This window comes from Vicinamibacterales bacterium (assembly GCA_041659285.1).
Taxonomy (GTDB): Bacteria; Acidobacteriota; Vicinamibacteria; order Vicinamibacterales; family UBA2999; genus 12-FULL-67-14b.
This window is the reverse complement of record JBAZYO010000004.1, coordinates 237,816-252,111: the sequence shown is the minus strand read 5'-3', so window position 1 is coordinate 252,111 and position 14,296 is coordinate 237,816. Positions and strand designations below refer to the sequence as shown.

14 protein-coding genes are annotated in these 14,296 nt (G+C 67.5%); all 14 read left to right on the top strand.

The annotated features are described in order from the left end of the window. Positions 1-40: 40 nt before the first annotated feature. Positions 41-1,057, top strand: a complete 1,017-nt coding sequence (locus tag WC815_08215) for a DNA polymerase III subunit (protein MFA5908747.1) — start codon at positions 41-43, stop codon at positions 1,055-1,057. Beyond that, a complete protein-coding gene (pdxA, locus tag WC815_08210; GenBank protein MFA5908746.1) occupies positions 1,036-1,926 on the top strand; it encodes a 4-hydroxythreonine-4-phosphate dehydrogenase PdxA in 891 nt (296 codons plus the stop codon). Before WC815_08215 ends, pdxA begins: the two co-directional genes overlap by 22 nt. After that, on the top strand, positions 1,923-2,426 hold the full coding sequence (smpB, locus tag WC815_08205; GenBank protein ID MFA5908745.1) for an SsrA-binding protein SmpB: 504 nt from the start codon (positions 1,923-1,925) through the stop codon (positions 2,424-2,426). Before pdxA ends, smpB begins: the two co-directional genes overlap by 4 nt. Continuing rightward, positions 2,423-3,268 (top strand): dTDP-4-dehydrorhamnose reductase, encoded by an 846-nt coding sequence (gene rfbD / locus WC815_08200; protein ID MFA5908744.1) that lies wholly within the window; start codon positions 2,423-2,425, stop codon positions 3,266-3,268. Before smpB ends, rfbD begins: the two co-directional genes overlap by 4 nt. Beyond that, positions 3,265-4,230: a phosphoglycerate dehydrogenase gene (locus WC815_08195; protein MFA5908743.1), complete on the top strand. Its 966-nt coding sequence runs from the start codon at positions 3,265-3,267 to the stop codon at positions 4,228-4,230. Before rfbD ends, WC815_08195 begins: the two co-directional genes overlap by 4 nt. Then, a complete protein-coding gene (gene rfbA, locus WC815_08190) occupies positions 4,227-5,132 on the top strand; it encodes a glucose-1-phosphate thymidylyltransferase RfbA (GenBank protein MFA5908742.1) in 906 nt (301 codons plus the stop codon). Before WC815_08195 ends, rfbA begins: the two co-directional genes overlap by 4 nt. Before the next feature lie 98 nt (positions 5,133-5,230). Next, a complete protein-coding gene (locus tag WC815_08185) occupies positions 5,231-6,217 on the top strand; it encodes a GDP-mannose 4,6-dehydratase (protein MFA5908741.1) in 987 nt (328 codons plus the stop codon). Positions 6,218-6,407: 190 nt separating this feature from the next. Next, the gene (locus WC815_08180; protein ID MFA5908740.1) at positions 6,408-7,253 is read left to right on the top strand and encodes an SDR family oxidoreductase; all 846 of its coding nucleotides are present in this window, start codon (positions 6,408-6,410) and stop codon (positions 7,251-7,253) included. 102 nt (positions 7,254-7,355) lie between these two features. Further along, positions 7,356-9,293 (top strand): transketolase C-terminal domain-containing protein, encoded by a 1,938-nt coding sequence (locus WC815_08175; protein ID MFA5908739.1) that lies wholly within the window; start codon positions 7,356-7,358, stop codon positions 9,291-9,293. Beyond that, entirely contained in the window at positions 9,290-10,753 is a 1,464-nt protein-coding gene (locus WC815_08170; protein ID MFA5908738.1) for an aldehyde dehydrogenase family protein, read from the top strand. Before WC815_08175 ends, WC815_08170 begins: the two co-directional genes overlap by 4 nt. Positions 10,754-10,757: 4 nt before the next feature. After that, the gene (gene neuC / locus WC815_08165; GenBank protein MFA5908737.1) at positions 10,758-11,915 is read left to right on the top strand and encodes a UDP-N-acetylglucosamine 2-epimerase; all 1,158 of its coding nucleotides are present in this window, start codon (positions 10,758-10,760) and stop codon (positions 11,913-11,915) included. Further along, on the top strand, positions 11,912-12,628 hold the full coding sequence (locus WC815_08160; GenBank protein MFA5908736.1) for an acylneuraminate cytidylyltransferase family protein: 717 nt from the start codon (positions 11,912-11,914) through the stop codon (positions 12,626-12,628). Before neuC ends, WC815_08160 begins: the two co-directional genes overlap by 4 nt. Before the next feature lie 6 nt (positions 12,629-12,634). After that, on the top strand, positions 12,635-13,285 hold the full coding sequence (locus WC815_08155; GenBank protein MFA5908735.1) for a winged helix-turn-helix transcriptional regulator: 651 nt from the start codon (positions 12,635-12,637) through the stop codon (positions 13,283-13,285). 19 nt (positions 13,286-13,304) lie between these two features. Continuing rightward, on the top strand, positions 13,305-14,279 hold the full coding sequence (locus WC815_08150) for an SDR family NAD(P)-dependent oxidoreductase (GenBank protein ID MFA5908734.1): 975 nt from the start codon (positions 13,305-13,307) through the stop codon (positions 14,277-14,279). Positions 14,280-14,296 lie beyond the last annotated feature (17 nt).

Genomic DNA, 14,296 nt, shown 5'->3' with positions numbered 1-14,296 from the left:
GGTCAATGGCCTCCCCACAAGCGCTATCATCAAACAGCTCATGTCCCTGCGCGACGTCATCGGTCATCGGCGGTTGACCGCCCTCATTGCCCGCGCGATCGATCGCGAGTCGCTGCCGCCCACGCTGCTGTTTGCCGGGCCCTCGGGCGTGGGTAAGTGGAAGGTGGCGACGGCCACGGCACAGGCGCTCAATTGCCTGGAACCGGTCCGCGACCAGGGCGGCCTGCCGTTAGACGCCTGCGGCCGTTGCCGCGCCTGCGATCGCATTGCCCGGGGCGTCCACGTGGACGTGATCACGCTGGAACCGGACGACCGCGCCTCGATCAAGATCGACGTGGTGCGCGACGTGCTGTCCCGCACCGGCTTCCGGCCGTTCGAAGGCAAGCGCCGCGCCGTGTTGATCCGCGAGGCCGATACGCTGGAGCCGGCCGCGCAGAATTCGCTGCTCAAGAACCTCGAAGAGCCGCCGCCGGGGACGGTGTTCATCCTGACCACCGCCGTGCCGGGCGCGCTGTTGGGCACGGTGCGCTCACGCTGCATGCGCCTGCGTTTCGGACGGCTGACCGCGGCCGACGTGGAACTGGCGCTGGTGCGCGACCACGGCCAGAGCGAACTGGAAGCGCGCGAAGCCGCGCCGCTGGCCGACGGCAGCATCGGGCAGGCCCTCGCCTTATCGGACAGCGATCTGTCGGGCCTGCGCGAGTCGGCGATGCGCCTGCTGCAGCAGACCTCCGGCCGCGCCGACACCCAAACCCGGCTGCAGGCGGCCACCGCGCTGGTCGCCGGGCCGTCGAAGAAGGAACGCAGCCGCGAAGACCTGGCGGTGCTGCTGCGCCTGGCCGCGTCGATGCTGCGCGACATCGAAGCGCTCAACTCGGGCGCCGACCAGCGCGTGCTGGCCAACCCGCTGCTGACCGACGACCTGTCCACGCTGGCGCGCGCGTTCGCCGGCGACCGCGCCCGCTCCGCCTTCGGCGCCGTGGACCGCGCCCTCACCGCCCTCGAACGCAACGCCGGCACGAAAGTCGTCGCCGAATGGCTCGCGGTCCAGCTGTGACCTTGCCGCGCATTGCGCTGACCGCGGGCGATCCGGCCGGCATCGGCCCCGAGATCGTCGCGAAAGCCGCCGCCGACCCTCGGGTCCTCGCCGTCTGCGAGCCGGTCATCTTCGCGTCGCCGGTTGACGCATCCGTGCGGGCGGGCGAAGTCTCCGCCGCCGCGGGCCAGGCCGCGTACGACACCATCGTGAAGGCGGTTGACGCCGCGAAGCGAGGCGACGTCGATGCGATTGCCACCGCGCCCATCAACAAGCTCGCGTTCGCCCAGGCCGGCTTGCCGTGGAAAGGCCACACCGACCTGCTCGCGCACCTGTGCGGCGCCCGGCCCGTGGCCATGCTGTTCCACGCGCCCCAGCTCAAGGTTGTGCTGATCACCGTGCACGTGCCGCTCCGGGACGTCGCCGCGCTGATCACCCGGGAGCTGGTGGCCGGCACCATCAACCTCACCGCGGCGTCGCTGCCGCTGTTCGGCCTGGCGCGGCCGCGCCTCGCGCTGGCCGGCCTCAACCCGCACGCCGGCGAGGGCGGCGTGCTCGGCACCGAAGACGATGACATCCTGGCGCCGGCCGTCGCCGCGGCCCGCGCCGCCGGCATCGACATCCGCGGCCCGTTCCCGGCCGACACGGTGTTCGTCCGCGCCTCGCGCGGCGAATTTGACTGCGTGCTCGCGTGCTATCACGATCAGGGCTTGATCCCGGTGAAGCTGCTGGCGTTCGGCCAGGCGGTCAACGTGACCATTGGCCTGCCGATCATCAGGACCTCCGTGGACCACGGCACCGCGTTCGACATTGCCGGCAAGGGCGTGGCCGATGCCGGCAGCATGATCGAGGCGGTGCTGCTGGCGGCGCAGATGACAAAGGGAAGATGAAAGCCAAGATCGAACGGAAAGCGGCCAAGGAAGGCAAGAGCGAGCCCGACACGCTCATCGCCGACAACCGCAAGGCGTTTCACGACTACCACATCCTCGAAACGTTCGAGGCGGGCATCGCCCTGCTCGGTACCGAGGTGAAGGGCATTCGCGAGGGCCAGGCCAACCTCCGCGACGCCTTCGCGCGCGTCGACAAGGGCGAGGTGTGGCTGCACAACGTCCACATCAACCCCTACAGCCATCGCGGTTACGTCGATCACGACCCGCGCCGCAAGCGGCGGCTGCTGCTCCACAAGTCCGAGATCCGCAAGTTGATCGGCAAGACGGTGGAGAAGGGGCTGACGCTGGTGCCGACCCGCCTCTACTTCAAGAACGGCAAGGTCAAGGTGGCGATCGCGCTGGCCCGCGGCAAGCAGGATCACGACAAGCGGGAGGCGCTGCGCAAGCGCGAAACCGACCGCGAGACGCGGGCGGCGGTGAAGGAGCGCGTGCGCCGATGAGGGTGATGGTGGTGGGCGCCGCCGGCCGCCTGGGCCAGGTGATGGCGGCGCGCCTGTCGCGCGAGCACGACGTGACCACCGGCACCCGTGCCGACGTCGACATCACGCACCATGCGGCCCTGCTCGACTTCGTTCGTCGCGCCCGTCCCGAAGCCATCGTCAACTGCGCGTCGTACAACGACGTCGACGGCGCCGAGCGCGACCAGCGCCGGGCCTTCGACGTCAACGCGTTCGCGGTGCGCACGCTGGCGCGCGCCGCCGAGGAACTCGACGCCGTGTTGCTGCACTACAGCACCGACTTCGTGTTTTCCGGCTCGGCCGCGACGGCCTACACGGAAGAGGCCGCGCCGGAGCCGCAGAGCGTGTACGCCCAGTCGAAACTGGTCGGCGAGTGGATGGCCGCGGACTGGCGCCGGCACTACCTGGTCCGCGTGGAGAGCCTGTTCGGCGGCGCCGTTTCCGGCAGCGTCGATCGCATTGTCAACGCCGTTCGCGCCGGCGCCGAAGCGCCGGTGTTCTTCGATCGCGTGGTCTCGCCGAGTTACATCGATGATGTCGTCGGCGCGACGGCCCACATGTTGCGCACCGCGGTGCCGTTCGGGTTGTATCACTGCGTCAACTCCGGGCAGGCGACCTGGCTGGAGCTGGCCCAGGAGATCGCGCGCGTGCTGGACCGGCCCGACGCACCGCTCAAGCCGGTCTCGGTGGACGAGGTGAAGCTGGTGGCCGCGCGTCCGAAGTTTGCCGCGCTCAGCAACCAGAAGCTGGCGGCCGCCGGTTACCCGATGCCGAGCTGGCAGGACGCGATCGGCCGGCACCTGCATGGCCGGGCGGCGTCATGACCCGCATTGCGGTCGCGGCCCGGTCCTTCGCCCGCAACGCCGCGCTCCGCGCCGAGCTGAGGGCGACGTATGCGGATGTGACCTTCAGTGAATCACCGGGCGTGCTCGACGGCCCCGGCCTGGTTGAGCTGTTGCGCGGCCACGACCGCGCCATCATCGGCCTCGAGCGCGTGGACGAGGCGGTGCTGGCCCAGGTGCCGGAACTGCGGATCATCAGCAAGTACGGCGTCGGCCTCGACGGCCTCGATCTGGCGGCCATCGCGCGGCATGGCGTGAAGCTGGCGTGGACCGGCGGCGTCAACCGGCGCTCGGTCGCCGAGCTGACGCTGGCGTTCGCGATTGCGTTGCTTCACCGCCTGCCTGAAACCACCGTGGCGCTGCGATCCGGCGACTTCCAGAAGCTGGTCGGCCGCCAGCTGACGGGGCGGGTGGTCGGCATCATCGGCTGCGGCTTCGTCGGCAAAGACCTGGTGTCGCTGCTGGCGCCATTCGGCTGCCGCGTGCTGGTGCACGACATCCGCGACTACCCGGAGTTCTACGCGGCGAATGGCGTCGAGCCGGCGAGCCGCGATCGGCTCCTGGCCGAAGCCGAAATTGTCACGCTGCACGTGCCACTCGACGACTCGACGCGCGGCATGATCGGTGCGGCGGAACTGGCGATGATGCAGAAGGGCGCATACCTGATCAACGCCGCCCGCGGTGGGCTCGTGGATGAGCGGGCGTTGATCGAGGCGCTCTCGAACGGCCACCTCGCGGGCGCCGCGTTCGACGTCTTCCAGATGGAGCCGGAGGCCAATCCGCAGCTGCTGGCCTTGCCGACCTTTCTCGGCACGCCGCACATCGGCGGCAGCACGGCCGAAGCGCAACTGGCGATGGGCCGCGCGGCCATTACCGGACTGGAAGACGCGCAACTGTTGGGACCCAACCATCCGGCTCTCCGGGGCCAGGAAGAATCGCGATGACTCAATCGACCAGTGGAACCACGCGGCGCGGCATCATCCTCGCCGGAGGGTCGGGCACGCGCCTGTATCCCGCCACCCGTGCTGTCTCGAAACAGCTCCTGCCGATCTACGACAAGCCGATGATCTACTACCCGCTCAGCACGCTGATGCTGGCGGGGGTGCGCGAGATCCTCGTCATTTCCACGCCGCGCGACACGCCGACGTTCGAGCAGCTGCTGGGCGATGGCAGCCAATGGGGGCTCAGCCTGCAATACGCGGTGCAACCCAACCCGGGCGGGCTGGCGCAGGCCTTGATCATCGGGCGCGAATTTCTCGCCGGGGCGCCCTCGGTGCTGATTCTCGGCGACAACCTGTTTTACGGCCACGACCTTCCTGAGCGGCTCGCGGCGGCCGATCGCCGGCGTGATGGCGCCACGGTGTTTGCCTATCACGTGGGGGATCCGGAACGGTACGGCGTGGTGGCGTTCGATGCTGCGGGCCGCGCCACCTCGATCGAGGAGAAGCCGGCACACCCCAAGTCGCACTTCGCGGTGACCGGTCTGTACTTCTATGACGGCCGCGCATCAGAGTTTGCCGAGGGCCTGAAGCCGTCTCCGCGCGGCGAGCTGGAGATCACCGACCTGAATCGCGCGTACCTGGAGCAGGGGACCTTGTCTGTCGAGGTGATGGGCCGCGGCTATGCGTGGCTGGACACCGGGACCCACGCCTCGTTGCTCGAAGCCAGCCAGTTCATCGAGACGATCGAGCGCCGGCAGGGCTTGAAGATCGCGTGTCCGGAAGAGATCGCCTACCGCCAGGGGTTCATCGAGGCGGCACAGCTGGCGAGGCTGGCGGCGGCGTTTGGTCCAGCCAGTGAATATGGCCGGTATCTGCTCACTCTGCAGGACGATCCGGCGCTCTAGGCCGAAATGTGGACAATGTTTCGAGAAGCCAGGCGCAATGCGGATACGATCAAGGCACGGCCGGCCGTCCGGCCCCTAGAGAGGACAGTGCGACACACATGCGTATTCTGATCACCGGCGGTGCGGGTTTCATCGGCTCGCACCTGGCCGAAGCGTTGCTGGCTGAGGGCCACGAAGTGTTTGTCCTCGACGACCTGTCCACCGGCTCGATCGACAACATCGCCCACCTCAAGGGCCGGCCCGGCTTCCACTACACCATCGACACGGTCTTCAACGATTCGCTGGTCGCCGAAATGGTGGACCGCGCCGACGTGGTCTTCCACCTGGCGGCGGCCGTCGGCGTGAAGCTGATTGTCGAGCGGCCGGTGCACACCATCGAGACCAACGTGCACGGCACCGAGGTAATCCTGAAGCACGCGGCGAAGAAGAAGAAGCTGGTCTTCATTGCCTCGACCTCCGAAGTCTACGGCAAGAGCGTGCACGTGCCCTTCCGCGAGGATGCCGACCTGGTGATGGGCGCGACGACGCGGCACCGCTGGGCGTATGCCTGCAGCAAGGCGCTCGACGAGTTCCTGGCACTGGCGTACTGGAAGGAAACCAAGCAGCCGGTCATCGTGATGCGGTTCTTCAACACGGTGGGTCCGCGGCAGACCGGGCAGTATGGCATGGTGGTGCCGACGTTCGTTCGCCAGGCGCTGCAGAACGAGCCGATCACCGTGTTCGGCGACGGCACGCAGCAGCGCAGCTTCACCTACGTCGGCGACGTCGTCGGCGCGCTGCTCAAGCTGATGGTGCTGCCGAGCGCGATTGGCCAGGTCTTCAACGTCGGCAACACCGAAGAGGTCAGCATCCGGGCGCTGGCCGAGCGGATCAAGCAGGCGACCGGCAGCACGTCCGAGATCGTGACCATTCCCTACGACCAGGCCTACGAAGAAGGCTTCGAGGACATGCCGCGGCGGGTGCCCGACCTCACCAAGATTCACCAGGCCATCGGCTACGTGCCGCAGGTCAAGCTCGACGAGATCATCGAGCGGGTGGTGGCCGAAAAGCGCACCTACGCCGGCGCCAACCGCACCCTCCGCTAGGCTCTTGTTCATCTTTTGAACAAGGCGGCTGCCGGGCCGGGTCCCTCCGTTCATTTCATGAACGAGCGGTGTATAATGCTCGTTCAGCTCTTGAACGTGGCCCGGTCGCGCGTGCCCAGCATGTGACCGGGAATGCCGGAGGCCTGTAACACCATCCTCCCTCCCTCCCTCCGATAGGCAGGCTAAGCACTTGTCAAATAAAGACATACAGGATCGCCTGTTCCACGGGCTCTTCGACCTTTCCGGCCATGTGGCGGTGGTGACCGGCGGCCTGGGCCGGCTGGGCCGCGAGTACGTGGCGACCCTGGCTCAGGCGGGCGCCGCCGTGGCCGCGTTCGACGTCGCCGGATCGGCCGATGCGTTCGCCGCCCTGACCGCCGCCGGCCATCGGGTGCGCGTCGAGATGGCCGACCTCACCGGCAAGGCCGCGGTCGATGCCGCCATGGCCCGCGTCGCGGCCGAGCTCGGACCGGTCACGGTGCTGGTGAACAACGCCGGCCTGGGCTCATCGCCCGCCGCGGCCGGCAGCGAGAACGGGCCGTTCGAGGATTATCCCGAGGCGGCGTGGGACGCGATGATCGACTCGCACCTCAAGACGACGTTCCTGGTGTCGCAGGCGTTCGTGAAGCAGTACCGCGCTGCGGGCCTGCGCGAAGGCAGCGTCATCAACGTTTCCTCCACCTACGGCCTGGTCTCGCCCGATCAGTCCGTGTACGAGTACAAGCGCAAGGGCGGCGCGACCTACGTGAAACCGGTGGGCTACAGCGTGGCCAAGTCGGGGGTCCTGAACTTCACGCGCTGGCTGGCCGAGTACGGCGCCCCGTTCGGCATTCGCGCCAACACGCTGGTGCCGGGCGGCGTCCGCGAGCCCGGCCACGCGGCGGAGTTCGTCACCGAGTACGAGCGGCGCACGCCGCTGGGCCGCATGGCCACCGAGTCGGACTACAACGGGGCGGTGCTGTTCCTGGCGTCGCGCGCCTCCGCCTACATGACCGGCGCGACCATCGTCGTCGACGGCGGGTGGACTGCCAGGTGATGCCGCAGATAACACCAGGGCCGCAGATGACACAGATGACGCAGACTTTCGTTCTCGACTTCCAACTGCCAAACTCTTACTCCCGGCTGCGAGCATAGAAACATGGGCGAGAAAGATTTTTCGGATCGCGCGCTGGTCGGGGACGACTCGTTGTCGTATGTTTCGCGCGAGATGTTTCGCGCGGTACGGGACGGGGTCGCCGATCCGATTGTCCGTGCCGGCCTCATCGCCGACCTCTGCCGGATCAACACGCTGTTCATGATCATGCAGGCCGGCTCCGGCCACATCGGGTCGAGCTTCAGCTCCACCGACATCATCACGTGGCTGTGGACCGAGCACCTGCGCGACCCCAACGGCCAGAGCCGCGACGCCGACGTCTACTTTTCGTCGAAGGGCCACGACGCGCCGGCGCTGTACTCGCTGCTGATCGGCATGGAGAAGCTCGGTTTCGACCTGTTGCCGCAACTGCGCCGCCTCAACGGGCTGCCGGGGCACCCCGACGTCGGCACGCCCTTCATCGCCACCAACACCGGCTCGCTCGGCATGGGCATCTCGAAGGCCTACGGCATGGCGCGGGCCAACCGCTACACCGGCCGCAGCAGCCGCATCGTGGTGATGACCGGCGACGGCGAGCTGCAGGAAGGCCAGATCTGGGAGTCGCTGCAGCCGGTGGCCAACGAAGGCCTGGCCGAGATCACGGTGATCGTCGACCACAACAAGCTGCAGTCGGATTCCGCGGTGGCGGCGGTCAGCGACCTCGGCCCGATCGAAGACAAGTTCCGCGCGTTCGGCTGGGAAGTGCGCCGCGGCGACGGCCACGACTTCGCGGTGCTGCGCGACACGCTGGCGCACTTCGCCACCGTCACCGACAAGCCCAAGGTGTTCATCGCCGACACCATCAAGGGCAAGGGCGTGTCGTTCATGGAAGGCCTGGCGTGCGGCGACCAGACCTATCACTTCCATGCCGGCGCGCCGACGCTCAAGGACTACGTGGCCGCCACGCGCGAGATGCTGACCCGCGTCAACGGCACGCTCGAGGGCCTGGGGTTGCCGCCGGCGGTCCTGACCTCGGCGCCGCTGCCGGTGCGGCTGTCGCCCGCCAGTCCCGAGAAGATCGTGCTCGCCTACGGCGACGAGCTCCTCGCCATGGCCCGCACGCGTCCGGAGATTGTCGTGATGGATGCCGACCTGCTCTCGGACTGCGGCATCGAAGCGTTCAAGGCGGAGCTGCCCGAGCGGTTCATCGAGTGCGGCATCGCCGAGCAGCACATGGTGTCGGCCGCCGGCGGCATGGCGCTGCGGGGGATGCTGCCGGTCGTGCATTCGTTCGCGTGCTTCCTTTCGACCCGCGCCAACGAGAACATCTACAACAACGCCACCGAGAAGCGGAAGATCATCTACACCGCGACGCTGGCGGGGCTGGTCCCGGGCGGGCCCGGCCACTCTCACCAGTCGGTTCGCGACATCTCGGCGATTGGCGCCGTGCCCGGCCTGGTCGCGTTCGAGCCGTGCAGCGAGCGCGAAGCGCGGCTCGCCATCCGCTGGGCCGTGGAGCAGAACCCGGGCAGCACCTACCTGCGGTTTGTGAACGTGCCGCTGGACCTGCCGTACGTGATGCCCGCCGATTACACGCTGCAGGTTGGTCGCGGCGTTGTGCTGAAGCCTGGTACCGACGTGGCGTTGGTTGGCTATGGCACCGTGCTATTGACCAACGCCTGGCGCGCGGCCGACGAACTGGCGACGCATGGCATCTCGGCCGCGGTCATCGACCTGCCGTGGCTCAATCGGATAGACGATACGTGGGTGCGCGAGGCGCTGGGCGGCTTCAAGCACATCGTCACGCTCGACAACCACTACCTCGAGTTCGGCCAGGGCGTGATGGTGGCGGCGGCACTCGCCCGGACGGGTGTTCGCGCGGGCGTCAGCGCGATTGGCCTGACCGAGGTGCCGGCCTGCGGCACCAACGCCGAGGTGCTCGCGTATCACGGCCTTGATGGTCCCTCGATCGCGCGCACCGTCCTGACCCGCATCAAGCGATGACCTATCCATCCTTCGTTCCGCACTGGATCGCCGACGTCGAGGTTCCCTCCGTCGAAGGGGCGTCGTTCGACAAGCGCTGCCCCATGGACGATCGGGTGATCGCGCAGGTCGCGCGCGGTGGCGCGGCGGAAGTCGCGCATGCCGTCTCAGCGGCGGCGGGTGCGGCCGAGGCCTGGGCGCAGGTGCCGGCCCCCAAGCGCGGCGCGGTGCTCGGCCGCGCGGCGCAGCTGCTGCGCGAACGCGAGCAGCAATTCGCCGCCATCGTCCAGGCGGAAACCGGCAAGCCGTGGAAGAGCGCGGCGGCGGAAGTGGCGTCGGCGGCGGAGCTCGCGGTGTTCATGGAGGGCGAGGGCAGCCGCTTCTACGGCAAGACGATGCCCAGCCCGGTCCTGAACCGGACGGTGCAGACGCTGCGATCGCCGATCGGCATCTGCGCGGCGATCATGCCGTTCAACAGCCCGCTGGCGGGCATTGCCTGGAAGGCGTTCCCGGCGCTGCTGTGCGGCAACGCCGTGGTGGCCAAGTCGCACGAACTGACGCCGTACACCGCGGTGGCATTCGGCCGCCTGCTGAAAGACGCCGGGTTGCCGGTGGGCGTGTATGCCGCGGTGCAGGGCTTTGGCCCCGACGCCGGCGCGCCGCTCGTGCAGGACAACCGCGTCGGCGTGGTGAGCTTCACCGGCTCGTCGGCCACCGGCAAGTTGATTCAGAAGACCGTCAGCGAGCGCGCCGTGCTCGCCAAGGTGTGCCTCGAGCTCGGCGGCAAGAACCCGTTCGTGGTTTGCGACGATGCGGATCTCGAGCTGGCGGCGGATTGGGCGGTGGCGTCGGCGTTCGTGGATGCCGGCCAGCGTTGCGCGTCCGGCAGCCGCATCATCGTGTTCGACGCCGTCTACGACAAGTTCCGCGCCGTGATGCTCGACCGCGTCGCGAAGGTCAAGGTCGGCTCAGGTCCGGACGACGAATGCGGGCCGGTGATTTCCCGGGGCAGCCTCGACCGCCTCATTGGCCAGGTCGAGGGCGCGGTGTCACGGGGCGGGAAGGTCATCGCCGGCGGCCAGGCGGTGGCCGCGCTCGCGCCCGGTTACTACCTGGCGCCGACCGTGCTCGAGGGCGTGTCGGCCGACGACCAGGTGTCGCAGCACGAGCTGTTCGGCCCGGTTACGTGTCTGTATCGCGCGCGCAATTTCGACGAGGCCGTGCGGCTGGCCAACTCGACCGACTACGGCCTGACCGGCGCCATCCACACCGCGAGCGTGCACCGCGCGCAGGAGTTCATCACGCGCTATCGCGGCGGCCTGGTGTCGGTGAACGGCGCCACCTTCGGCTCGGGGCCGCATATGCCGTTTGGCGGCGTGAAGAATTCCGGCAACGGGTTCCGCGAACCGGGCACCGAATCGCTGGACGTCTACTGCGAGCTGAAGACGGTGGTCATCAACCACAATCCCGGTCGCGTGTGATCCTATGAAGCGCAAGATCTGTTTTCCGATCACCAGCCGCGCCTACTACGGGCGCAGCCAGTTGCTGATCAAGAAGCTGCACGCGCATCCGGACATCGACTTGAAGCTGATGCTGGGTGGCTCGATCCTGCTCGACAAGTACAGCCGCCACATTGCCGACGACATCGCCGCCGGCGGGTTCGAGATTGCCGCCTCGCTGTTCAACGTGATTGAAGGCGGCAATCACGTGGCCATGGCGAAGACGGCCTGCCTGACGGCGCTGGAGTTCACCAACGAACTGCACAAGGCCGATCCTGACGTGGTGGTGATCTGTGGCGACCGCTTCGAGCAACTGGCCATTGCCATGGCGGCCGCGTACCTGAACATCACCATTGCCCACATCGAGGGCGGGGACGTCACCGGCAGCATCGACGAGAGCGTGCGCCACGCCATCACCAAGCTCGCCCACATCCACTTCGTGACCAACGCCGACGCGCACCGGCGGGTCCTGGCGATGGGCGAGGACCCGACGTACGTCTTCAACACCGGCTCGCTCGACGTCGAACTGGCCTCGCTGGTGAACCGGTCGATTGCCAGCGATGAGCTCAACAGCTTCGGCGTCGGTCATGCCATTGACGTGGCGCAGCCGTTCCTGATGGTGGTGCAGCACCCGGTGACCACCGAGGCCGACAACCGGCTGCACCTGGAAACCACGCTGCGGGCGGTGGCGGCGCTCGACGTGCCGGCGATTTGGTTCTGGCCCAACGCGGACGCCGGCACCGGCGAGATGGCCGACAGCCTGCGGCACATGCGCGAGCGCCACCCGGAGCTCACAGCGAAGATGCATTTCATCACCAACGTCCCCGCTGATCGGTTCGTGGCGTTGCTGGCCAACGCCGCCTGCCTCGTGGGGAATTCCTCGGCCGGCATCAAGGAGTGCTCGTACCTCGGCACCCCGGTGGTGAACATCGGGGGCCGTCAGCACGGGCGGTTGTCGGGCGAACATGTGACGCACGTCGGCTACGACGCCACCGAGATTGCCGCCGCCGTCGCGGCGCAGCTGGCCCACGGTCCGTACCTGTCATCCAACATCTACTACCGTCCCAACGCGAGCGACACCGTCGTCGAGATCCTCGCGTCGGCCGAGCTCTACACGCAGAAACGGTTCTTCGAGAGCGCGTGAAGGTTCTCGGCATCATCACGGCCCGTGGCGGATCCAGGGGCATTCCCGGCAAGAACCTGAAGCTGCTGGCCGGAAAGCCGCTGCTTGACTACACGGTTCTGGCCGCCCAGGCGGCGCGGGGACTGGACCGGGTCATCCTCTCCACCGAAGACGCGGCCATTGCCGAGGCCGGCCGGGCGCTGGGCTGCGAGGTGCCGTTCATGCGGCCCGCCGAGTTGTCGCGCGACGAGACCGCGCACTTGCCGATCATCCAGCATGCCGCGAAGTGGATGCAGGATGAAGCGGGCTACCACCCCGATGCGGTAATGATCCTGCAGCCGACCTCGCCGCTGCGCACCGTCGCCGACATCGATGCCGCGGCGGCGCTGCTGGAGAGTTCCGGCGCCGACTCGGTGTTGAGTGTCAGCGAGGTGCCGGCGCACAGCCACCCGTCGCGCACGCTGCGCGTGGACGCGGCCGGCAATGCCGTGTTGTTCGCCACCGGCGAGCCGGTGCGCAAGCGCATCAACCGCCGCCAGGACTTGCCGGAAGCGTGGGTCATGAACGGCGCGATCTACGCCTGCCGCACGACGGTGTTGTTCGGGCCGGGGCCCAGTCTGTATGGCGACCGAGTCGTCGCCTACCGCATGCCGGCCGAGCGTTCCGTCAGCATCGACGACCTGGACGACTGGGCCGCCGCGGAGCGCGCCCTGGCCACTGCATCTCTGCACTAAGCACTAATGGACGTTGAAGCACATCGCGATCTAAGGATGCTCGAAGCGGTCCACCAGAATGGGCAGGTCACGCAACGCGGCCTGGCCAGCAAGCTGGGGATCGCGCTCGGTCTCGCGAACATCTACCTGAAGCGCATGGTCCACAAGGGCTTCATCAAGGTAGTCAACGTGCAGCCCAACCGGATCACCTACCTGGTGACGCCTCGCGGCATCACCGAGAAGGCGCGCCTGACCTACGAGTTCATGGACTACTCGCTGCATCTCTACGGCGAGGTGCGCCAGCACCTGCGCACCGCCCTCCAGGCCTGCGCCGAAGCCGGCAAGCGCGTGGCGATTTGCGGCAGCGGCGAAGCCGCCGAACTGGCGTACCTGTCGCTGAAGGAGTCTGGTCTCGAGCCGGTCGCCGTGTTCGATCACGATGGCCACCACGAGTTCCTCGGCATGCCGGTGCTGCCGATTGCCGACCACGCGACCGTCGAGTTCGACTTGATCATCGTGGCGACGCTCGACCAGTCGGGCCGACAGCTGCAAGAGCTGATCGACGCCGGCGTCGCGCGAAACCGGCTGTTTCCCTTGCGCCAGGAGCCGACCCCGCAGCCCGCCCCAAAGCGCAAGCCCGTTTCCGTTCGCGCCCGATCCACCAACGGCAAGCACTAGTTCAGAGGACCGTCTCAACATGGCATTGAAGAACAAGAGAATCTGCATCACCGGCGGCGCCGGCTTCATTGGCTCGCACCTGGTCTCGATGCTCGTCGATGACAACGAAATCGTCGTCTACGACAACCTGCACCGCAATGCGCTCCAGTTTGCGCACCTCAGCGAGCACAAGCACCTGCATTTCATCCAGGGTGACGTGCTCGACTACGAGGCGACGCGCAAGGCAATCGACGGATGTCAGATTGTCATTCACTGCGCGGCCATCGCCGGCGTCTACACGGTGGATCGCAGTGCCGTGCGGACGATGGAGGTCAACCTGCTCGGGACGCACCAGGTGGTGAAGGCCGCGCTCGCGACCGGGGTGGAACGCTTCGTCGAGTTCTCCACCAGCGAGGTCTACGGCGCCTTCATCCACAAGGGCAAGGAAGACGACTTCACGCCGATTGGGCCGATTGGCGAAAGCCGGTGGGTGTATGCCGCGAGCAAGCTGGCCTCGGAGCACCTGTCCTACGCCCACTATCGCGAAGACAACCTGCCGCTGACCATTGTCAGGCCCTTCAATGTCTATGGTCCCCGTCAAGTCGGTGACGGCGCCATCCGCGGCATCACCTTGCAGGCGCTGCGCAACCTGCCGATCACCCTCTACAACGATGGCACGCAGATCCGTTCGTGGTGCTTCGTGTCGGACTTCGTGGACGGCGTGCTGCGCTGCGCCGAGAACCCGGCCGCGATCGGCCAGGCGTTCAACATCGGTAACCCGCAAGGCACGGCGACCAATTTCGAGCTCGCCCACCTGATCATCCGCCTGACCAACTCGAAGTCTGAAATCGTCTTCAAGCCCCACCCCGGTCCCGAGGTCGACCTGCGCGTGCCGTCGATCGAAAAAGCGATGACGCTGCTCGGCTTCAAGCCGACGGTCTCGCTCGAGGCAGGCGTCGCCCAGGCCATTGCCTGGTATCGCGAGAACTACGACGCCGTCAGCGGCAAGAAGTAAGCACGTCCCAAGCTCAC

Bases quoted from the DNA above. Each gene is read 5' to 3' on its own strand.
- WC815_08215 (MFA5908747.1), top strand. From the start codon at position 41: ATGTCCCTGCGCGACGTCATCGGTCATCGGCGGTTGACCGCCCTCATT.
- pdxA (MFA5908746.1), top strand. From the start codon at position 1,036: ATGGCTCGCGGTCCAGCTGTGACCTTGCCGCGCATTGCGCTGACCGCG.
- smpB (MFA5908745.1), top strand. From the start codon at position 1,923: ATGAAAGCCAAGATCGAACGGAAAGCGGCCAAGGAAGGCAAGAGCGAG.
- rfbD (MFA5908744.1), top strand. From the start codon at position 2,423: ATGAGGGTGATGGTGGTGGGCGCCGCCGGCCGCCTGGGCCAGGTGATG.
- WC815_08195 (MFA5908743.1), top strand. From the start codon at position 3,265: ATGACCCGCATTGCGGTCGCGGCCCGGTCCTTCGCCCGCAACGCCGCG.
- rfbA (MFA5908742.1), top strand. From the start codon at position 4,227: ATGACTCAATCGACCAGTGGAACCACGCGGCGCGGCATCATCCTCGCC.
- WC815_08185 (MFA5908741.1), top strand. From the start codon at position 5,231: ATGCGTATTCTGATCACCGGCGGTGCGGGTTTCATCGGCTCGCACCTG.
- WC815_08175 (MFA5908739.1), top strand. From the start codon at position 7,356: ATGGGCGAGAAAGATTTTTCGGATCGCGCGCTGGTCGGGGACGACTCG.
- WC815_08170 (MFA5908738.1), top strand. From the start codon at position 9,290: ATGACCTATCCATCCTTCGTTCCGCACTGGATCGCCGACGTCGAGGTT.
- neuC (MFA5908737.1), top strand. From the start codon at position 10,758: ATGAAGCGCAAGATCTGTTTTCCGATCACCAGCCGCGCCTACTACGGG.
- WC815_08155 (MFA5908735.1), top strand. From the start codon at position 12,635: ATGGACGTTGAAGCACATCGCGATCTAAGGATGCTCGAAGCGGTCCAC.
- WC815_08150 (MFA5908734.1), top strand. From the start codon at position 13,305: ATGGCATTGAAGAACAAGAGAATCTGCATCACCGGCGGCGCCGGCTTC.